Consider the following 23578-nt stretch of genomic DNA (forward strand, 5'->3'; position numbering starts at 1 on the left):
TTCACAAACAGAGGTAAAAGGATATCTCCTTACTACAAAATTTATTACTCTACTAATTCGGCGTTGTGATAAACATTTTGCACATCGTCGTCGTCTTCTAACTTCTCAATAAGGGTTTCAATTTCGGCATATTGAGTTTCGTTAAGTTTAGCAGTATTATTAGGCATTCGTTGCAATTCGGCATTGATAATTTCGATATTGCGCTCTTCAAGGGCTTTTTGCATAGCCCCAAAATCTGAAAAAGCAGTTGTAATTACCAGCTCGTTTTCGTCGCCATCAATCTCTTCTAAGCCGTAATCAATCAGTTCAAGTTCTAATGTATCTCGGTCAAGGCCGGGCGCACCAATGGTAAACACACCTTTGCGTTCAAAGACGAAGCTCAACGAACCACTTGTGCCCAACGAGCCACCACCCCGGTTGAAAAACTAAGCGAACGTTGGCAACGGTCCGGGTAGGGTTATCGGTAGCTGTTTCAACCAAAATAGCTACAGCATGGGGGCCATAGCCTTCGTAAACTACTTCTTCAAATGCTTTTTCATCTTTTGAGGACGCTTTTTTAATTGCTGCCTCTACATTCGCCTTAGGCATATTAGCGCCTTTTGCGTTTTGTATGGCCAAACGTAGGCGAGAGTTGGTTTCGGGGTTAACACCGCCGGTTTTAACAGCTATGGCTATTTCTTTGCCAATACGGGTAAATGCTTTAGCCATTTTATCCCAGCGTTTCATTTTGCGTTCTTTGCGAAATTCAAATGCGCGTCCCATATAAAAACGATATTTTTTGAGTGATATTTGTTAATTTTATTATTTACAAGATGGGGTGCAAAGATACGATTTTTAGCGAATTTCGGCGCATTTTATCCGGATGTTTAATTAAAACGTAATAGGTTGGCCAGCGTAATAATCTAGCAGTTTGAGTTTAAAAATATAGTCGTATTTAGCGGCTTCGGCATTTAATTGACTTAAGGTTAAGGCGTTTTGTGCTGCAAAAAGTTCAAGCGCGGTAGCAGTACCTAAATTGTACTTTTTTTGAGCAAAATCAAAGGCCTTTTGTTGGGCTGTAATGGTAGCCGCCACTGCTTCGTATTTTTGAGCGGCAGCACGTGCGTCTAACAAAGCGCGTTCAATGGTTTGCCGCAGTTCTTGTTGTTGTATTTGCTCGGCAATTTGAGCGTTGGCAATACCAATTTGCGCTAATGCACTACTGGTTTTTACTTCGCGGCGGTTGTAAATAGGTATTGAAACATTAAGTCCTAAAAAATTACCAAAATTATTGCTTATTTGCGAAAAATAGGGGTCGTCTTCAAACGGAAAACTGATGGTATAAACCGAGTCGAATTTAGAAGTGAAATAGGGAGTTTGCGCAATGCCAAATTCGCCGTCTTCGTTTAAACGTTTCCCTAAACTTGACCAGCGTGTATTTAGCCCGCCCGACAATGCTATTGAGGGCATACGCCCGCTTTGGGCTATAGATAAACCTTGTTGGGCAATTTTAGTGCGCAAACTTGCCGTTTTAATGCTGGGCTGTGTAGTTAATGAGGTTTGGTAGGCCTGTTCAACGTTATATCCGGATACATTTATGGCTGATGGTAAACTAACCGTTGGCTCAACAATTTTATAATTATCGGTATAGTTCATTAGCTGTCCCATCCCCAAATAAGCAGCATCAACGGCATTTTGTGCGGTTGTAATGTTTAGAGCTTCGTTTTGCTGTTGGGCTTGCAGGTCAAGCAAATTGCCTTCGGGGATGAGGCCGGCGTTAACTAATTTTTGAGTATTGGTGTATTGCTCGGCAGTAAGCTTAGTTTGTTGCTGTAGCACTTTTAACTGGCTTTGTGCTAACAGTATATTTAAGTATGCCGTTAGCACATTTAGCTTCAGGTTGGTACGTGCACTCTCACTTTCAAGCTGGGCCAATGTTACCTGCATATTGCGTTGGGCTATGCTGCGCTTTAACAAACCACCTTGATACAACAAAATCCCACCGCTAATACCCCACTGCTGCGACTGTATAGATGCTGTATTAAATGAGTTGGTTGTGGGGTCAATATTGCGGCCAAAACTAAGCGAATGCGATGCGTTTGCACTTAGGTTTGGATATTGGTTAGCTTTAGCTTGCCGGAGGTTTTCGTTGGCAGTTTGCTCATTTAAGCCTAATTGTTTAATTTGCAGATTGTTTTGTTCGGCATAGGTTATACATTGCACTATGCTGAGTGTGTTTTGCGCTTGTGTGGTTATACTTGCACAAACAAATAAAATAAATAATAATAGTTGTGTAAATATTGTGCGGATGGTAGCTTGCATATTTTGTTTTTTAAATTTACTGACAATAAATTGTGCGAGATTGATTAAGAATATGGGGCAAAATTACGCATCGAAATTTGCATACAAGAGGCAAACCATTTTTTAACGAAAAAAATTCCGGATAAATTAAAAGTAAACACATTTTGCCTTAATGCAAAGCAGCAATGTTTCGTTTTAATGGTATAAAAAAAACATGCCCGTCTCAATGAAAAGTCATGATTTGGCTGTTGTGGCATGCAATCTTTGATATTATAAAAAAACTTGGCTTGATTTTTGGAAAAACCAGTTGATCAGATTTGTGTTTGCCTAAAAATCCTGTCCTTTAGTCAAGGTGCTAAAATGTGGGCAAATTATATACTGTTTCGTGTTAGTTTTGTGTTTGAAATTACTACTATATAAATTATCATGTTTAATAAAATTTTTAATCTATGTTCGTTTTTACTCATATTGCAAGCCTACTACTTAATGGTATAGGCAGTTTGCAAAAAGTACGATGCTTAACGTTAGTATTTGGATTACTACTAACTGGCATTGGCTTCCCACTCTATGCCCAAATTGAGCAGGAGTTTTGCATTGATAAATTCCCTGACAAGATCGAGATATGCGTTGATTTAGAACCAGGTGAGTTTTTAGACCCCGATGGCTCTACAAGCGTTTTCGATTGTAGCCTGTCGCCAAGCGGCGATTTTTGTGTTAAATATACACCGCTACCCTTGTTTGAAGGGCCTGATACTGTTTTAATACAAATATGTAAAATTGCAGATCCAGACGACTGCTATTTCTTAACTTACATCGTATATGTTGGCTGCATCCAGCCTGATGCTGTAAATGATGCAGCCAACGCAAATGGTACTACTACCATTGATGTAACTGCTAATGATTGGGTAAAATGTGCTGATATTAGCGGCATAAAAATAAAAACTAATCCTACGCATGGTACAGCCGTTGTTTCGGGGCTTAACATTATATATACCCCCGATGAATGCTACAATGGTACAGACAAAATTATTTATGAGCTGATAAATAGTTGCGGAAAAAAAGACGTTGCAACTGTAAACCTAACTGTTTCGGCAAATAATGTGGCTCCGGATGCCAAAAACGACACCGGAACTTCAACCGACGGCAATCAAGTTTGTGTTTCAGTATTAAATAATGATTTTGATGCCGATGGTGATGCTATGACTATAAATACGTTTGGCCAAGGTACTAATGGTGTGGTGGTAAAATCCGGAAATAAACTATGTTATACACCTAACTCCGGATTTAGCGGTACTGACGTTTTTACTTATAAAATTTGTGATCCATGTAATCTTTGCGACCAGGCAACCGTTGCCATCACAGTCGAAAAACTAAATCAACCCCCAGTAGCTAATAACGATGAAGGCACCACCGAAGGTGACCCCGTGTGTATCAAAGTAATGACTAACGACTACGACCCCGATGGCGACCCCATTGCGGTAACAACATATACCCAACCCATTAAAGGATCTGTTAATTACAACCCCTCGACTAAAGAGTTTTGTTTTACGCCCACAAATAATTGTTTTGACTATGTAACAACCTTTAAATACACTATTTGCGATGATGGCTCACCCAAACTTTGCGACGAAGCGACAGTTACCATTACCGTTAACGGCGACAACCAACCTCCGGTGCTTAAAAACGATAATGCCACCAGCGACGGAAGCACCGTTTGTATTAATGTATTAGCAAACGACAACGACCCAGACGGCGATGTATTACATATTAGCAATTATACTCAGCCCGCCAATGGATCGGTAGTAATTGATCCGGGTACAAAAAAACTATGTTATACCCCCAATTCCGGATTTGAAGGAACTGATTCTTTTCAATATTGTTCGTGCGACCCATGTGGCGAAACGTCATGTGCTACTGTTACAATAATTGTTGAATTACCCAACAATCCCCCTGTAGCTAATAACGACGAGGGCACCACCGAAGGTGACCCCGTGTGTATCAAAGTAATGACTAACGATTACGACCCCGATGGCGACCCCATTGCGGTAACCAATTACGGCCAGCCCTCACAAGGTACGGTAACGTACAACCCGCTAACCAAAGAGTTGTGTTACGACCCCAAAGATGACTGTTACGAAGGGGTAGTAACATTTAGCTATACGATATGCGACAACGGTAGCCCCAAACTATGTGATGATGCGGTGGTAACGATAACAGTTATCAACGACAATATTGCTCCGGATGCCAAAAACGATGCCCTCGAAAGTGATGGCAGTCAAGTATGTAAAAACGTACTCAGCAACGACAGCGATGCCGATGGCGATGTATTGAGCATCAGCATGTACGGACAAGGTTCAAACGGAGTAGTTATTAAAGCTGGTAGCCAGTTATGCTACACGCCCAATGCCGGATTTGAAGGCAGCGATTCGTTTACCTATACCGTATGCGATGATTGTGGTCTTTGCGACCAAGCCACTGTAACGGTGATGGTAGTTTTACCCAACAATCCCCCTGTAGCTAATAACGACGAGGGCACCACCGAAGGTGACCCCGTGTGTATCAAAGTAATGACTAACGACTACGACCCCGATGGCGACCCCATTGCGGTAACCAATTACGGCCAGCCCTCACAAGGTACGGTAACGTACAACCCGCTAACCAAAGAGTTGTGTTACGACCCCAAAGACGACTGTTACGAAGGGGTAGTAACATTTAGCTATACGATATGCGACAACGGTAGCCCCAAACTATGTGATGATGCGGTGGTAACGATAACAGTTATCAACGACAATATTGCTCCGGATGCCAAAAACGATGCCCTCGAAAGTGATGGCAGTCAAGTATGTAAAAACGTACTCAGCAACGACAGCGATGCCGATGGCGATGTATTGAGCATCAGCATGTACGGACAAGGTTCAAACGGAGTAGTTATTAAAGCGGGCAGCCAGTTATGCTACACGCCCAATGCCGGATTTGAAGGCAGCGATTCGTTTACCTATACCGTATGCGATGATTGTGGTCTTTGCGACCAAGCCACTGTAACGGTTACGGTTGATATTCCTTGTGAGCCTGAGGTTTTAGAGATTTGCGCTGACCCGTTAATTCCGGTAACTGTTTGCCCTCAGTTTTGCTTAGAAGACTGGACAATTGTAGAAGTTGAAGCATTATTTAAATGTGGTATAAAACTTAAAGAAAAATGTTTTATTTATACTGCATTGCCCGGACAGTTTGGCTCGGATGAGTTGATAGTAAAAGCTTGTGATGATTTTGGAAATTGTGAAACAACTATTGTCTATGTTATTATCGGTTGTGGAGGAAATCAACCGCCTTTTGCCCAAAATGACGATGTTACAACACCACAAAATCAAGAGGGTTGCCTTTATCCAATGAATAACGATTTTGACCCTGACGGAGACCCGATTACCATTGAGGCAATATCGCCACCAGCCAACGGATTTATAATTTATGACGATGAAACCGGCGAATTCTGTTATACACCAGGTTTAGGTTTTTCGGGTGTTGAAATTTTTACCTACCAAGTTTGCGATAATAAAGGTGCCTGTACATCAGCTACAATTACCATAGTTGTAACAACAGATTGCGAAGAGGATTTATTCCTTTGTACGAAACCGCTAACCCCAATTATTATTTGTCCTGCGTTTTGTACCCTAAATGGCGAAGTTCAAATTATAGATGCTGAAACTACTTATAATTGTAGTATTAAAATTTTACCCGATGGCTGTGTTAAATATACTTCGTTGCCTTTATTTGCAGGGCAGGAAACTGTAACTATTACAGGCTGTGATACAAATGGCAATTGCGAAACAGTAACGTATATTATAGAGGTTAGCGAAGATTGCGATGGCGAAGGCTTCGGTTTAATTCCGGAGCATAAAGACGAAATAGGAAGTGAAACCAGCAATAAAGGCCAATCCGGAACGCCTAAAATGCAAATAAATGTTTCAAACTATATCAATGGCCATGTTTCCATAGCTTATTTTGTTCCAACTGAAACCGTATATAGACTTGCGGTTACAGACATGTCGGGTCGTTTAGTTTATAACACCACCGTTGATGCCTCTGTATCCGGATGGCAGCCACAAATGAACCTACCTACCCAGCATCTGTCTAAAGGTGTTTATTTGGTTACAATTACCCAAGACAATGACCGAGCCAATAAGGTTTCAGCTAAATTTATAGCGTTCTAATTGTAATTGTTCTATTAATAAACCAATCTTGTTTAAGCCTTTGCCCATAAATTTTCACTAAAATGGTGAATAGTTTTGGGGCAAAGGCTTTTTCTTTTTCTTTTTCTATTCTTTAAAATTGTTTTATCATTATATATTGACGGTCATATAGGTCGTTTCGCTATTATAGCGAAAGCAATATACTTTTTAAGCTTTATTTTTATCTTTTTTATAGTATTAAATTCATGTAAATGGCAATTTTATTCAATGTAACTATTGATAAACAAAGCCTTGGCAAGAGCTATTTCAAAGAAGTATATAAATTGGTGCTAAATGCTTTCTTGTTTTTTAAATTGGTATATATGCAAGTTTTTGTTTGTTCTGTTTTTGGCTTGGTATTTGTAATATAGTGTTTGGACAATTCCCAGTTTTAAAGATTAATTGTTTTAACATAAGCACCAAACTTATCGGTTGGTGTTCTTTTAATAATATATTTAATTATTATTTAACTATATGAGTGATTCGATGACCACAAAGTACACAAAAGCAAGGCAGTTTTATAACTGCGTATTTGTTTTGCTTGTGTCTATGGTATTAAGCACAGGGTGGGCAACAGCAAAATCTGATTTGTCGCTGTCTTTTAGCCCTGCCCCACCGCAATCTGTACCATGGCCTGGCGAATCTTTTACATTCTCGTTAACCATTAACAATGGAGGCGATACGGACGCTTCAAATGTTGAAGTAACCAATTTTTTACCCGTTGGTTTGGTTTACGAAACAGTAACACCTCCGGGCACCACCACCTTTAATACAGGTACTGGTGTTTGGAATATTGGTACTGTACCCGCGGGCGGTTCATACACCATTGATCTTCCCGTTACGGTTACAGCTGGGGGCTCTTGGCAAACCATAGCCGAAGTTACCGCACACACACCCGATGATGACACTGACTCAAACCCGAACAACAACAACTCGGCTGAAGACGATTATGCAACAGCCTGTGTTAGCGCCCCACTGCCATGGTGCCAAGGAGATTCATATCAGTTGGCTGCGCCAGTTGGATTAAACAACTTTCAATGGTTTTTAGATGGCGCCCCAATTAACGGTGCAATGCAGGGTACGTATGTGGCAAATGCTCCAGGCGAGTACACTGTTACCGCCAAAGACGCAAATGGTTGCGATTGGGAACTATGCTGCCCAGTTAAGATAATTCCTTATTGCCCAGATGTTGCTTTGAAAAAAGTATTGGCAACCTCCGGAAATATTTACCCCGGACAAAATGTAACGTTTACCATAACAGTTACTAATCAAGGCGATGTTTCCATGAGTAATTTGGAAATTACTGACTATATCCCAACCGGATTAACTCTAAACGATCCGGATTGGACTAATAATGGAGATGGCACTGCTTCGTATGTTCTGCCAAATACTTTAGGTTATGCCGGAAGTGGTGCAGACCAAACAACTGTGGATATTACCTTTACAGTTAGTTCAAGTATTTCAGCTCAAACCATTATTACAAACTTTGCCGAAGTATCAGGCGCAGTTGATTCACTTGGCCACGTGATTGACGACGTGGACTCTGACTTAGACGATGACCCCAACAATGACGGCCCTTACGTTGATGATGAAATTAATGAAAAACCACCTATTGATGAGGACGACCACGACCCTGCCGAAATTACCATTGATATATTTGACTTAGCCTTAAGCAAAGTACTTAGCTCGCCCTTAGGAAACATTTATCCTGGCGATAATGTAACCTTTACTTTAAACGTTTACAACCAAGGAACTGCTGATGCACAAAATATTCAAATCACCGATTATATTCCATCCGGATTAGCGCTAAACGATGTTGATTGGACAGATAATGCTGGTCTTGCCACATTAAACACGCCAATTGCTTCGTTAGCAGCCGGCCAAAGCACTGCGGTTGATATTACCTTTACTGTAACTGCGGTAGTTGCTGGCCCAATTCGCAACTGGGCAGAGATTAGCTCGGCAGACGACAGCGAAGGCAACGCGGTAGCAGATATTGACTCGACACCAAACGATGACAATTTCAGCGAACCCCGGAGAAACAGACGATTTAGCCGATGATAACGTAACCGACCAAGATGGCAAAAACGGAGGCGATGAGGACGACCACGACCCTGCCGAAATTACCATTGATATATTTGACTTAGCCTTAAGCAAAGTACTTAGCTCGCCCTTAGGAAACATTTATCCTGGCGATAATGTAACCTTTACTTTAAACGTTTACAACCAAGGAACTGCTGATGCACAAAATATTCAAATCACCGATTATATTCCATCCGGATTAGCGCTAAACGATGTTGATTGGACAGACAATGCTGGTCTTGCCACATTAAACACGCCAATTGCTTCGTTAGGCCCGGTCAAAGCACTGCGGTTGATATTACCTTTATTGTAACTGCGGTAGTTGCTGGCCCAATTCGCAACTGGGCAGAGATTAGCTCGGCAGACGACAGCGAAGGCAACGCGGTAGCAGATATTGACTCGACACCAAACGATGACAATTTCAGCGAACCCGGAGAAACAGACGATTTAGCCGATGATAATGTAACCGACCAAGATGGCAAAAACGGAGGCGATGAGGACGACCACGACCCTGCCGAAATTACCATTGATATATTTGACTTAGCCTTAAGCAAAGTACTTAGCTCGCCCTTAGGAAACATTTATCCTGGCGATAATGTAACCTTTACTTTAAACGTTTACAACTAGGAACTGCTGATGCACAAAATATTCAAATCACCGATTATATTCCATCCGGATTAGCGCTAAACGATGTTGATTGGACAGATAATGCTGGTCTTGCCACATTAAACACGCCAATTGCTTCGTTAGCAGCCCGGTCAAAGCACTGCGGTTGATATTACCTTTACTGTAACTGCGGTAGTTGCTGGCCCAATTCGCAACTGGGCAGAGATTAGCTCGGCAGACGACAGCGAAGGCAACGCGGTAGCAGATATTGACTCGACACCAAACGATGACAATTTCAGCGAACCCCGGAGAAACAGACGATTTAGCCGATGATAATGTAACCGACCAAGATGGCAAAAACGGAGGCGATGAGGACGACCACTGACCCTGCCGAAATTACCATTGATATATTTGACTTAGCCTTAAGCAAAGTACTTAGCTCGCCCTTAGGAAACATTTATCCTGGCGATAATGTAACCTTTACTTTAAACGTTTACAACCAAGGAACTGCTGATGCACAAAATATTCAAATCACCGATTATATTCCATCCGGATTAGCGCTAAACGATGTTGATTGGACAGACAATGCTGGCCTTGCCACATTAAACACGCCAATTGCTTCGTTAGCAGCCGGTCAAAGCACTGCGGTTGATATTACCTTTACTGTAACTGCGGTAGTTGCTGGCCCAATTCGCAACCGGGGCAGAGATTAGCTCGGCAGACGACAGCGAAGGCAACGCGGTAGCAGATATTGACTCGACACCAAACGATGACAATTTCAGCGAACCCCGGAGAAACAGACGATTTAGCCGATGATAATGTAACCGACCAAGATGGCAAAAACGGAGGCGATGAGGACGACCACTGACCCTGCCGAAATTACCATTGATATATTTGACTTAGCCTTAAGCAAAGTACTTAGCTCGCCCTTAGGAAACATTTATCCTGGCGATAATGTAACCTTTACTTTAAACGTTTACAACCAAGGAACTGCTGATGCACAAAATATTCAAATCACCGATTATATTCCATCGGATTAGCGCTAAACGATGTTGATTGGACAGACAATGCTGGTCTTGCCACATTAAACACGCCAATTGCTTCGTTAGCAGCCGCCAAAGCACTGCGGTTGATATTACCTTTACTGTAACTGCGGTAGTTGCTGGCCCAATTCGCAACTGGGCAGAGATTAGCTCGGCAGACGACAGCGAAGGCAACGCGGTAGCAGATATTGACTCGACACCAAACGATGACAATTTCAGCGAACCCGGAGAAACAGACGATTTAGCCGATGATAACGTAACCGACCAAGATGGCAAAAACGGAGGCGATGAGGACGACCACGACCCTGCCGAAATTACCATTGATATATTTGACTTAGCCTTAAGCAAAGTACTTAGCTCGCCCTTAGGAAACATTTATCCTGGCGATAATGTAACCTTTACTTTAAACGTTTACAACCAAGGAACTGCTGATGCACAAAATATTCAAATCACCGATTATATTCCATCCGGATTAGCGCTAAACGATGTTGATTGGACAGACAATGCTGGTCTTGCCACATTAAACACGCCAATTGCTTCGTTAGCAGCCGGTCAAAGCACTGCGGTTGATATTACCTTTACTGTAACTGCGGTAGTTGCTGGCCCAATTCGCAACTGGGCAGAGATTAGCTCGGCAGACGACAGCGAAGGCAACGCGGTAGCAGATATTGACTCGACACCAAACGATGACAATTTCAGCGAACCCGGAGAAACAGACGATTTAGCCGATGATAATGTAACCGACCAAGATGGCAAAAACGGAGGCGATGAGGACGACCACGACCCTGCCGAAATTACCATTGATATATTTGACTTAGCCTTAAGCAAAGTACTTAGCTCGCCCTTAGGAAACATTTATCCTGGCGATAATGTAACCTTTACTTTAAACGTTTACAACTAAGGAACTGCTGATGCACAAAATATTCAAATCACCGATTATATTCCATCCGGATTAGCGCTAAACGATGTTGATTGGACAGATAATGCTGGTCTTGCCACATTAAACACGCCAATTGCTTCGTTAGCAGCCAGCAAAGCACTGCGGTTGATATTACCTTTACTGTAACTGCGGTAGTTGCTGGCCCAATTCGCAACTGGGCAGAGATTAGCTCGGCAGACGACAGCGAAGGCAACGCGGTAGCAGATATTGACTCGACACCAAACGATGACAATTTCAGCGAACCCGGAGAAACAGACGATTTGGCCGATGATAACGTAACCGACCAAGATGGCAAAAACGGAGGCGATGAAGACGACCACGACCCCGCCGAAATTATCATTGATATATTTGACTTAGCCTTAGATAAGAAATTAGCTAATGGTCAACCCGCCTCAGTGTTTCCCGGTGACGATGTTACCTTTACTATAACTGTTTATAATCAGGGATCGGTTGATGCGTATAACATTGAAGTTGTTGACTATATGCTTGAGGGATTAGTGCTAAACGATGCTGATTGGACAGATAATGCTGGAATTATCAGTTATAATACGCCGATTGCTTTGTTGCCTGCTGGTCAAAGTACTTCTATAGATATTACTTTTACAGTGCCTGGCATTGCAACTGGCGCAATATATAACTATGCCGAAATTGAAAGTGCCGACAATGACGACGACGCTCACAATGAACATCCTGGTGACGTTGATTCCAATCCTGACGATGATCCTTTCAATGATGGCCCTTACGTTGATGACGAAATCAATGAAAAACCACCCATTGACGAAGATGACCAAGACTTGGCGTTTATTTTGGTTACCCCACCCGGAACCTTTGACCTTGCCTTGCGAAAAGTGATTTCACCAAACCAACAATTACCTGTTTCTGAAGGCTCAGATATTACCTTTACTATCACAGTATTCAATCAAGGTGCAGTTGATGCGTATAATATTGAAGTTGTTGATTACATTCCAACAGAATTAACACTTAACGACAACGACTGGGTTGATAATAATAATGGAACAGCTAATTATGTAATTGCCGGACCAATTCCTCCCGGAGGAAGCGCAACCGTAGATATTACCTTTACTATTAATGATGGCGTGAGTGGCACCATTTATAATTTTGCCGAAATTGAAAGCGCAGATAATGATAATAACCCTGATAACAATCAACCTATAGATTTTGACTCTAACCCCGACCGCAACCCCGATAACGATGGCCCGGTTGTTGATGATGAAATTAATAATGCAGGCGGAGACGAAGATGACCATGACGTAGCTCCGGTTAATGTTGGCCAATTCGACTTGGCATTAATCAAAACATTAGCGGCCGGGCAACCTGCAGTAGTAGCTCCGGGTAGTCTTGTAACATTTACAATTACCGTTTTCAATCAAGGAGACGTTGACGCGTACAATGTTGAGGTTGTTGACTACATTCCAACAGAATTAACACTTAATGACAACGACTGGATTGACAATAATAATGGTACAGCCAACTACATAATTGCTGGTCCAGTTCCTGCCGGAGGTAGCACAACAGTAGATATTACCTTTGCTGTAGGTGTTAGTGTATCGGGAGAAGTAGTAAACTTGTCCGAGATAGAATCTGCTGAAAATGCAAATGGCATAAATCTTCCGGATGTTGACTCAACCCCCGACCGCAACCCTAATAACGATGGCCCTGTTACCGACAATGAAATTAATAACAGCAACGGCGACGAAGACGACCACGACCCTGCAAGTATTACGGTAACCGGTCCTCCATGTCCTGAGATTGTAGCCGAGGTAGCAGTTGTTGATGCCGAATGTGGCAAAATGAATGGTACTGCTTATGTTACCGTTGCCGATGACGCAGCAGCCTATACCTATGCGTGGAGCACTGGGGCAACTACGCAAGCCATTAGTGGTTTAAGTGGTGGTTTGTACCAAGTTACTGTTACGTCTATAGCCCGTCCTGAATGTTCGACCGTAAAAGAGGTAGGCGTAGGCGAAATCGGTGGCCCAATAGTAATAGCTACCCCAACCGATGCCAACTGTATTAGTGGCGAGGGAAGTATTGCTCTAAGCTGGACAAACGGTGTGGCCGGCTATGCTATTAGCTGGACAGGCCCCGAAAACGGCAACGATAATACCATGGCTATGAATTATGTTATTAATGGCTTGGTTGCGGGTGTTTATCGCATTGAGGTTAAAGATGCGAACGACTGTTCTGATATAGCAATTGTTGAAATCAAACCAAGCAACGGCTTAACAGTTAGCGCCACGCCAACTAACGCTTCCTGCGGCGAGTCCGACGGGTCAATAGCTATTAGTGTTAGCGGTGGTTCAGCCAATTACCAATACTTTATAAATAATGTTTTACTAGCTACACAAGCAAGCAATAACTATACCGCAAGCAATATACCAGGCGGCAGCTACTTAGTTAAAGTAGTAGATAAAAATGGCTGCTATGGCGAAGCAGAAGTAACCCTAACTAACCCATCAGACATGGTATTTGGTGTGTGGACAGTAGAAAATGCCAACTGTTCGGGCGATATGGGCGCATTAATATACGATGCAGCAAACGGTGATGCCAGCGTTAGCGTAGTGGTTAGTCCTAAAGGCTCAAATGGGGTATTAGCCTCGTTTAGTGCTAATGTGTCGCAATCACTTACCGCCTCTGCCGGCACTTATGTAGTTACCTACACCGATGCAAATGGCTGTGTAAATATTGAAGAGTTAACCATAGAAGCTCCAGAACCATTGGATTACTATGTAGAATATACCCATCCGGGTTGCTATAACAACGATGGTGTAATTAGTATCGTTGAAATTACCGGAACAAATAATCCAGTTATTAGCGTTAAAGATGCAAATAATATTGAGGTAGGCACTACAGCCGTTACCACCGGATTAAGCGCCGGCACCTATACAGTAAGTGTAAGCTATACAGGCGTAAACGGCGAAACCTGCGATAAAGTAGTAAATGTAACCCTAGAACCCACCATGAAAGGCTGTACATTTGACTTAGCCTTAATTAAACAATTAGGTGTGGGTCAACCATCTGCAGTATTACCTGGCGAGTCAGTAACCTTTACCATTACTGTTTTCAACCAAGGCGATATTGATGCGTATAATATAGCCATAACCGACTATATACCAGCCGGATTAATACTAAACGATTCCGATTGGACAAACAATGCTGGTCTTGCCACTTTAAACACACCCATAGCCTCGCTATTACAAGGCCAAAGCACAACGGTAGATATCACCTTCACTTACGATGGTTCTGTTACCAGCGAAATAACCAATTTAGCTGAGATTACCGATGCTGAAGATATTGATGGTAATCATCCGGATGATATAGACAGTAATCCAGACAATGAACCGGATAACGATATTATTGGCGGAGACGACGTTACCGATAATAGCAACGGCGATGAAGACGACCACGACCCTGCTACTATCACCGGCCAAATATTTGACTTAGCCTTGGTTAAAAAGCTAAGTGCTGGCCAATCGGCAACAGTTGCCCCCGGCGACCCTGTAATATTTACCATTACTGTTTATAACCAAGGCACAGTTACAGCCCAAAACATCGAGTTAACGGATTATATTCCTAACGGTTTAACTCTAAATGATGGCGACTGGACAAATAATGGAGATGGAACAGCAAGCTATATGTTAGCTGGCCCAATAGCAGCTGGCAGCAGCACAACTGTTGATATAGCCTTTGTTGCAGGTAATATTGAAGGCCAAATTATGAATTTAGCCGAGATTACCAGTGCTACAGATACGGATGGTGATGTAATGGAAGATATAGATAGTAATCCAGACAATGAACCGGATAACGATACTATTGGCGGCGACGACGTTACCGATAATAGCAACGGCGACGAAGACGACCACGACCCTGCCTACATTAACGTTGCCCAAGAAGCTGTTTACGACCTTGCCTTGCGCAAAACCTTAGCAAACGGCCAATCGGCAGTGGTTAAATATGGCGACAACGTAACCTTTACCATTGAAGTGTTTAACCAAGGCAATAAAGATGTACTTGACATTGAAGTAGTTGACTATATCCCTGCTGGTCTGACACTTAATGATGCCGACTGGACAGACAATGGAAATGGTACGGCTAGTATTTTATTGCCGGGCGTATTACAACCAGGCCAAAGTGTAACCGTAGATATTACTTTAACAGTAAATAATAATGCTCCGTTGGGTGCTTTAGTAAACATGGCCGAAATATTTGGCGCTAAAGATGAAAACGGCAACCCAATTGACGATGTGGACAGCACACCCGATACCAACCCCAATAATGACCCAACTGTTGATGACGAAATTAATAATAATGGCGGAGACGAAGACGACCACGACCCCGCTACTATTACGCTTGAAGTATTTGATTTGGCTCTTATTAAAACCTTAGCACCTGGCCAAACTGGCCCATGGTATGCAGGTGGCAATATTACCTTCCGGATAAAAGTGTTTAACCAAGGCACCATTCCAGCCGATAATATTGAAATTACCGACTACATCCCTACCCAATTGACACTTAATGACAACGATTGGACAAATAATGGCAACGGTACCGCCTCAATAGTGCTAACAGACGTGTTGGCCCCCGGCGCGCAAACTTTTGTAGATATTACTTTTACTATTAATCCGGGCGTTACGGGTGAAGTTAAAAACTTAGCCGAAATTAGCAACGCCACCGATGATAATGGAAATCCACAAGACGATAACGACTCAACACCAAACGATAATCCGGATGATGACCCATTTGGTGGAGACGATATTACCGACAACAGCAACGGTGACGAAGACGACAGCGACCCGCATACTTTCCCAGTATCAGAGTTTGACCTTGCCTTAGTTAAAAAATTAGCTAATGGCCAAGCATCAACAGTAGGTCCTAACGACTTGGTAACCTTTACCATTACTGTTTATAATCAAGGCAACGTAGCTGCCAAAAACATTGATATCGTTGATTATATTCCTTCGGGCTTAATTTTAAACGACAACGACTGGACGAACAACGGCAATGGCACTGCCAGCTATACCATAGCAGGCCCAATTAATCCGGGCGGTTCGGCTACAGTAGATATTACTTTTACTGTGAGTGCAAACGCTTCAGGCTCAATTGTGAACCTTACCGAAATATCGGATGCTGAAGATACCAGCGGCAACCACCCAGATGATGTGGACAGCACACCCGATACCAATAGTGGTAACGACACCATTGGCGGAGACGATATTACCGACAATAGCAATGGCGACGAAGACGACCACGACCCCGCAACCATTAACGTTGAACAACCCAAAGACTTTGACCTTGCCTTAGTTAAAAAACTAAAACTTGGCCAATCAGCTACCGTTCAACCTGGCGACAACGTAACCTTTACCATTACTGTTTACAACCAAGGCGAATTAACCGCTTACAATATTGATGTGATAGACTATATCCCATCCGGATTAAGCCTTAACGACAACGATTGGACAAACAACGGCGATGGTACTGCAAGCTACACAATAGCAGGCCCAATTGTACCTGGTCAAAGCGCAAGTGTTGATATTACCTTGACTGTAAACAGCGGCGTATCGGGTAACTTTACTAACCTGGCCGAGATAACCGATGCCGAAGATGCTGACGGCAACCATCCGGAAGATATTGACAGCAATCCTGACGATAATCCAGATAACGATACTGTTGGCGGAAACGATATTACCGATAATAGTAATAATGACGAAGATGACCATGACCCAGAAACAATTACTGTTCCTGAACCGGGCACCTTTGACTTGGCTTTAATTAAAAAGCTAAAAGCAGGCCAATCGTCTAAAGTATTGGTTGGCAGCTCGGTAACCTTTACTATTACCGTATTTAACCAAGGCGAAGTTGCTGCCTATAACGTTGATGTAATTGACTACATACCGAATGGCTTAACCTTGAACGACAGCGATTGGACAAACAACGGCGATGGTACTGCCAGCTATACCCTTGCAGGCCCCATTGCACCTGGCCAAAGCGCAAGTGTTGACATTACGTTTACCGTAGGCTATAACCCTGGACAAATTGTTAACCTTTCAGAAATTACCGATGCTGAAGACGAAGACGGCAATCATCCGGAAGATGAAGATAGCAATCCTGACAATAATCCAGAGAATGATACCATTGGCGGAGATGATACCACCGACAACAGCAATGGCGACGAAGACGACCACGACCCATCGGTGATTGATGTAGTTGAGTTTGACCTAGCCTTAGTTAAAAAATTAGCAGGTGGTCAACCAGCCGAAGTAAATGTAGGCGATAATGTAACCTTTACTATTACGGTTTACAACCAAGGCGGCGTAGCTGCTACCGATATAGAAATTACCGATTATATGCCAACCGGATTGATATTAAACGACAACGACTGGACTAATAATGGTAATAATACCGCCACCTATACTATTGAGGGTCCATTAGCCCCCGGCGCTTCAACCTCAGTTGATATTACCTTTACCGTAGGTGCAAATGCCAGCGGAACCATTGAAAATGGCGCTGAAATTAGTGATGCCAAAGATGAAAATGGCAACCCGGTTGATGATGTGGACAGCACACCTGATACCAACCCTGGCAACGATACCTATGTAGATGATGTAATTAATAACAGTGGCGGCGACGAGGACGACCATGACAAAGAACCTGTTACCATTAAACCACCATGCGATATTGAAATAGCTAATATAGAAGTATCGGATTGTGAATATAAAGGTGATAAGAGCAAAGCAACCTTAACCTTTGATTTGGTGTGGTCAAATGCTAAACCTAACGATATTATAACTGTTAATATTGATGGTAATGGCTACTTGGTATTTACTAATAATACTACTTCGCCTCATACCATGAGTGTAACTATTGATGCCGACGGCAGCGATAATAACCAGATTACCGCCCAGTTCCTAAACAACCCGAACTGTGCTGATGCTGATTACTTTGATGCTCCTAACCCATGTGCCCCCGGATTATGCGACTTGTTGATTACTCAGGTTTCGGGAACACCGTGTTACGTTGACCCCATAACTGGCAAAAGCGTAGCCGATATAACATTTATGATTTTCTATACAAACCCACCAAAAGACGAAATCATTATTGTTACCTTAGACGGCCAGGAACAACATATTGACCCAGCCACCCAGCCTTCGCCTGTTAGCATGTTATTTACCATACCTGCCGACGGCACTGAACACGAAATTGAGGCTTACTTTATTTGGACCAAAACCTGCGGCGATACTAACGAATGTATGTCGCCCAAGCCTTGCACACCCGAATGTAACCTTGAAGTGGACAATGTTGACGTAGGCGACTGCTACTTTAAAGAAGGAACAGGTGAAAGCATATACGATGTAAGCTTTACCGTCGCTTGGGAAAATGCCCCTGTTGGCGAACTGATTTATGTTTCGGTTGGCGGCCAAACGCAAAGCATTGATCCGGCTATTACTACCTCGCCTACAACCTTAACCTTTACCTTGCCCGCAACTGGTGTTGTTGAAAATATCAACGCTACCTTCGCAACAACTACTTTGTGCGATGACACCAACGAGTTTTGGGCACCCGAGCCTTGCGCTCCTGAGTGCGAAATTAGTATTTGCGATGTAACAGTTGGCCCATGTGAATGGAATGGCGAAACCAGCGAGTACAACTTAAGCCTGAAAGTAATTTGGTCGGGTGCACCAAGCGGCGAGTTACTAAAAGTGGTAGTTGGTGGACAAACATACACCATAGACCCAAGTGTAACTACCAGCCCTGCTATTATAAACTTTACCTTAGCAGCCGATGGCGAGTATGAAACTATTTCGGCCATGTTTACGGGCAACTATAATTGCGGTGATACCTATTGTTATAACAGTCCAGATGATTGTAAACCTGCCGATTGTAACCTTGAAGTTGATGACGTAATTGTTGGCTATTGCAACTGGGATGCTGAGTTGAGCGAAAGTATTTACAATATAAGCTTTGTACTTACTTGGGCTAATGCACCTGCTGGCGATAAAATTGAAGTAACCGTTGACGGCAATGTTCAAACAATTGACCCTGCTTTGGTTACCTCGCCACAAACATTAACCTTTACCGGACTTATTGCCGATGGCTTTAAACACAATATTAACGCTACGTTTAAAGGCCAAACTATTTGTGATGATACCAACGAGTTTTGGGCACCCAACGCTTGTGAACCGCCTTGCAACATAGATATCTATGGCATCAATATTGGCCCATGCCAATACGATAAGGGCGACTTGTATAGCTATTACGAAGCCGAGTTTTATGTTAGCTGGCAAAATGCCCCAGTAGGTCAGTTGCTACAAGTAACCATTGGCGGCGACCATGTATTTATTGACCCTGCATTTGAAACCAGTCCTAAATTGGTTAAAATGACGCTACCTGCTCTTGGTGGTCTTAAAACCATTATCGCATCGTTTGATGCCGCAGGTAAATGCGAAGAAAAGGCACAATTTGATGCCCCCGAAAATTGTAAACCCGGCGAGTGCAACCTCGAAATTACCGATGTTAGCATGACTGATTGCAAATGGAACGGCACCACCAGCCAATTTGACCTTAGCTTTGTGGTACACTGGACAAACGCTCCCGAAGGCGAAGATATTATTGTTAAAATTGGCTCTCAAAGTAAAACCATCACGCCTGCAAGTGCTAACGGCTCACAAACAGTTAGCTTTACCCTAACTGCCGATGGTAAAAAGCACAATATAGATGCTTACTTTGAATACACCAAAATTTGCGATGATAGCAACGAGTGCTGGTCTCCCGAACCTTGTAAACCCGACTGTGTTGTTAATATTGACAACATAAATAAAGGCGACTGCTATTGGAATGGCACAGAAAGTTTATACGATGTTACAGTTAAAGTAAGCTGGCAATACCCTGCAAGCAGTACCTTAGTTGTAAGTGTAGGCGGTAAAACCCAAACCTTAAATATTGCCGATATTTCGAGCCCCACCTTCGTAACCTTCACCGGATTACAAGCAGACGGATTAGCCGAAAATGTAACAGCCCAATTAGGCACTGGTTGCTCAGATAGCGAAGGCTATAAAGCTCCGGATGATAGCTGCAAACCCGGCGAATGCAATCTCGAAGTTACCAATATGGCACAAGGACCTTGCTATTGGGATGGCTCGGCAAGCAAATTTGCACTATCTTTTGATGTAAGTTGGCAAAATGCCCCTGCTGGTAAAATTATTGTAACAGTTGGTGGTCAAACGCAATCGTTTACACCTGCTACTAAAGATGGAACCAAGTCAGTGAGCTTTACCCTCGATGCTAATGGCGCTATGCACTATGTTGAGGCTTATTTTGAAGGCAATAAACTTTGCGATGATACCAACGAATGTATGTCGCCCGAACCTTGCCAACCCGAACCTTGTGATTTAGACCTTGCCGACGTAAAAGTAGGCAATTGCTACTACGATGCCCAAAGTGGCACCAGCAAACACTTGGTGTCGTTTATGGTAAGCTGGGTTAATGCCCCCGATGCTGAAACCATATTAGTAACTGTTGATGGTAATACCCAAAGCATTAATCCGGATATTACTACCTCACCTGTACTGATGTCGTTTGCAGCTAATGCCGATGGTTTGAACCATAATATTAGCGCACACTTCTCGCTAACTAAAGATTGCGACGATATGAAAACATACAAAGCCCCGGCTTCATGTACCCCCGATTGTAATCTTGAGGTGGAAAATGTTGTTGAAGGTGAATGTTACTGGGATGCTGCCAACCAACAAAGTAAGTACAAACTTACCTTTAGCGTTAGTTGGACAGGAGCACCCGCCGGCGAATTAATAATTGTAACCGTTGATGGCCAAACTAAAACCATTGACCCCAAAGTTACTAGCTCGCCAACTACACTATCCTTTACCTTAGCTGCCGATGGCAAAATGCACGAAATTGATGCAACGTTTAATAAAACTAAACTTTGTGACGATACCAATGAATGTTGGGCACCTGAAGGCTGCGAACCAGCATGCGACCTTTACTTATCGAAAGTAAATGTTGGCAACTGTTACTGGGATGGCACTCAAAGCAAGTACAATGTTACCTTTAATGTGAACTGGGCAAACGCTCCCGCTGGTCAGGTAATTAATATTTTGGCTGGTGGTAAAACCCAAACCATTAACCCTGCCTTAACTACTTCGCCCGCTTCGGTTAGCTTTACCCTAACTGCCGATGGCTTGGCCGATGTATTAAGTGCTGCCTTTAGTGGCAATGCTAACTGTGCCGATAGCGAAACTATTAAAGCTCCGGATAACTGTAAACCCGGCGATTGCAACCTTGAAGTTATGAACATCATGGCTGGCTCGTGCTACTGGGATTCGGGAACTAACAGCAGTATGTTTACCCTTGAGTTTGACGTGTACTGGGAAAATGCTCCTGCTGGCGAAACAATTATTGTTACGGTTAATGGTATGAACTTTACAATTGACCCAAGCATTACTACCTCGCCCAAACACATGAGCGTTACCTTACCCGCAAATGGTGCTAAACACTATATTGAGGCTTACTTCTCGAAAACCAAGATGTGTGATGATACCAACGAATGTATGTCGCCCAAACCTTGCACGCCCGAGTGTAACCTTGAGCTAACGAATGTAAATGTAGGCGATTGCTTCTACGATACTGAATTAGGCATGGGCAAGTACAACCTAACCTATACTGTTAGTTGGTCGAATGCACCTGCCGGCGAAACTATTAAAGTAACAGTTGATGGTCAAAACAAAACCATTGACCCAGCTATTACTACTTCTCCGGCCACCTTTACCGTAACGCTTAATGCCGATGGCAAAGTTCATAATTTAGTAGCACAATTCTCGACTACTAAACTATGTGGCGACACCAACGAATATTGCGCACCTGGTGCTTGTGCTACTAAAGCTGCCCTTGGCGACTTTGTATGGCTTGACCTTGACGGAGACGGCAACCAAGACGCAGGCGAACCCGGTATTGCAGGTGTTGTTGTTACCCTATATGACGACGCGAATAACATTATTGGTACTACTACTACTAACGCAAGTGGTTACTATAGCTTCACTAACCTAAATCCGGGAACTTATACCGTTAAAGTTCCAATTTTAGGCCCCAACGGCGAACAGCTAACAACTACTTCGTACTATACCACTACCCTTGAACCTGGCGAAACCGATAATACCCTTGACTTTGGCTATATCTGCCACAGCAAAATTGGTAACACTGTGTTTATGGATACCAACGGTAATGGAGTTCAAGATGTTGGCGAACCTGGCGTGCCAAATATTAAGGTTTATTTAACCTTGCCCAACGGCTCGACTACAATGGCAACTACCAATAACAACGGTACTTACTCGTTCAATAACTTGTTACCAGGCAACTACGTGGTTGCTGTTATCAACGGCCCAGCTAATTCAAATGCCACCACGCCTACCTCGTTTAATGTAACACTAAGCGGTTGCAACGACGACAACGACAATGACTTTGGCTTCCAACCCAAAACCCCTACAGGTCAAATTGGCGACTTTGTATGGAATGATATTGACGGCGATGGTGTTCACGACTTTGGCGAACCCGGAATTGACGGTGTAATTGTTACCTTGGTTCACCCCGATGGTACAATAGAAACTACTACTACTTCGGGCGGCGGTTTGTACTTGTTTACCGATTTACCTGCTGGCAACTACCAAGTAATTGTAGGCAGCGGCCCAAGTGGCTACGCCTTAACTACCGTAGGAAGCTACAACGTTAGCCTAAGCGAAGGTGAAATTGATTTAACCAACGACTTTGGCTTCCAACCACCTGCACAGCTTGGCTCAATTGGCGACTTTGTATGGTTCGATAGCGACGGCGACGGCGTACAAGACGCTGGCGAAGCAGGTATAGGTGGTGTTACTGTAACCCTATACGATGGCAGTAACAACGTAATTGGTATTCAACAGACGGATGCTAAAGGTAACTACTTGTTTACCAACTTGCCTGCCGGAAATTACGAGGTAGTTGTGGATATTACCACAGTTCCTTCCGGATTTACGCCAACAACCCCAACTTCGTACACTTTGTACTTGGCAACTGGCGAAGACGATTTAGACAACGACTTTGGATTTGATGGTGAATCTTCAGAATACTGTGTACAACCTGGCACCCCATTGGTAATTTGCCCACCTATTGGCCCCAACGAACATATTGACTTTGAAGCATCTGGTTGTAAATGTTCTATTAAGCCCGAGGGTGAAGATTGCATTAAGTTTACGCCATTACCGGATTTGAAGGCATTAAAATTATAAACATTACCATTTGTAAGGACAAGGACCTAACTGATTGTCATGTTGTTTCGGTAGTTGTTTATGTTGGATGCTCAACCCCCGACGCTGTAAACGATAACGTAGTTATTA

General features: G+C 43.1%; 11 protein-coding genes and 2 pseudogenes. 9 read left to right on the plus strand and 4 right to left on the minus strand.

Translation table 11 applies throughout. The features are described 5' to 3' along the window. Positions 1-44: 44 nt before the first annotated feature. Positions 45-762 (minus strand): annotated as a pseudogene (locus IPI59_08405) (YebC/PmpR family DNA-binding transcriptional regulator). Between the two features lie 108 nt (positions 763-870). Beyond that, positions 871-2301 carry a TolC family protein gene (locus tag IPI59_08410; protein ID MBK7527556.1) on the minus strand — a complete coding sequence of 477 codons (1431 nt, stop codon included), beginning with the start codon at positions 2299-2301 and terminating at the stop codon, positions 871-873. Positions 2302-2729: 428 nt separating this feature from the next. Here IPI59_08410 and IPI59_08415 point away from each other — a divergent pair, with 428 nt between their 5' ends. The 5 genes and pseudogenes from IPI59_08415 (at position 2730) to IPI59_08435 (ending at position 9364) form a co-directional block, all read left to right on the plus strand. Then, positions 2730-6488: a tandem-95 repeat protein gene (locus tag IPI59_08415; GenBank protein MBK7527557.1), complete on the plus strand. Its 3759-nt coding sequence runs from the start codon at positions 2730-2732 to the stop codon at positions 6486-6488. A gap of 492 nt (positions 6489-6980) precedes the next feature. After that, positions 6981-8567 carry a DUF11 domain-containing protein gene (locus IPI59_08420; GenBank protein MBK7527558.1) on the plus strand — a complete coding sequence of 529 codons (1587 nt, stop codon included), beginning with the start codon at positions 6981-6983 and terminating at the stop codon, positions 8565-8567. Further along, a complete protein-coding gene (locus IPI59_08425) occupies positions 8521-8901 on the plus strand; it encodes a DUF11 domain-containing protein (protein ID MBK7527559.1) in 381 nt (126 codons plus the stop codon). The genes IPI59_08420 and IPI59_08425 overlap by 47 nt, the downstream gene beginning before the upstream one ends. Further along, positions 8808-9215, plus strand: coding sequence for a hypothetical protein (locus IPI59_08430; protein MBK7527560.1), 408 nt, complete (start codon positions 8808-8810; stop codon positions 9213-9215). The genes IPI59_08425 and IPI59_08430 overlap by 94 nt, the downstream gene beginning before the upstream one ends. Next, positions 9215-9364: pseudogene (locus IPI59_08435) on the plus strand (hypothetical protein). The gene IPI59_08430 and the pseudogene IPI59_08435 overlap by 1 nt, the downstream one beginning before the upstream one ends. Here the strand turns inward: IPI59_08435 and IPI59_08440 are convergent. Further along, positions 9347-9487, minus strand: coding sequence for a hypothetical protein (locus IPI59_08440; protein ID MBK7527561.1), 141 nt, complete (start codon positions 9485-9487; stop codon positions 9347-9349). The pseudogene IPI59_08435 and the gene IPI59_08440 sit on opposite strands and share 18 nt — an antisense overlap. Positions 9488-9562: 75 nt before the next feature. Here IPI59_08440 and IPI59_08445 point away from each other — a divergent pair, with 75 nt between their 5' ends. The 3 genes from IPI59_08445 to IPI59_08455 all read left to right on the plus strand — a co-directional run bounded on the left by IPI59_08445 (position 9563) and on the right by IPI59_08455 (position 11138). Next, on the plus strand, positions 9563-9907 hold the full coding sequence (locus IPI59_08445) for a DUF11 domain-containing protein (protein ID MBK7527562.1): 345 nt from the start codon (positions 9563-9565) through the stop codon (positions 9905-9907). A 138-nt stretch (positions 9908-10045) separates the two neighbouring features. Continuing rightward, positions 10046-10234, plus strand: a complete 189-nt coding sequence (locus IPI59_08450) for a DUF11 domain-containing protein (GenBank protein MBK7527563.1) — start codon at positions 10046-10048, stop codon at positions 10232-10234. A gap of 16 nt (positions 10235-10250) precedes the next feature. Then, the gene (locus IPI59_08455) at positions 10251-11138 is read left to right on the plus strand and encodes a DUF11 domain-containing protein (protein ID MBK7527564.1); all 888 of its coding nucleotides are present in this window, start codon (positions 10251-10253) and stop codon (positions 11136-11138) included. A gap of 28 nt (positions 11139-11166) precedes the next feature. On the opposite strand, the gene IPI59_08460 is transcribed toward IPI59_08455, so the two are convergent. Next, entirely contained in the window at positions 11167-11409 is a 243-nt protein-coding gene (locus tag IPI59_08460) for a hypothetical protein (protein MBK7527565.1), read from the minus strand. 28 nt (positions 11410-11437) lie between these two features. Between IPI59_08460 and IPI59_08465 the strand changes: the two genes are divergently transcribed. Beyond that, positions 11438-23470 (plus strand): DUF11 domain-containing protein, encoded by a 12033-nt coding sequence (locus IPI59_08465; protein MBK7527566.1) that lies wholly within the window; start codon positions 11438-11440, stop codon positions 23468-23470. Positions 23471-23578: the final 108 nt, after the last annotated feature.

The organism is Sphingobacteriales bacterium, assembly GCA_016706405.1.
Taxonomy (GTDB): Bacteria; Bacteroidota; Bacteroidia; order Chitinophagales; family UBA2359; genus BJ6.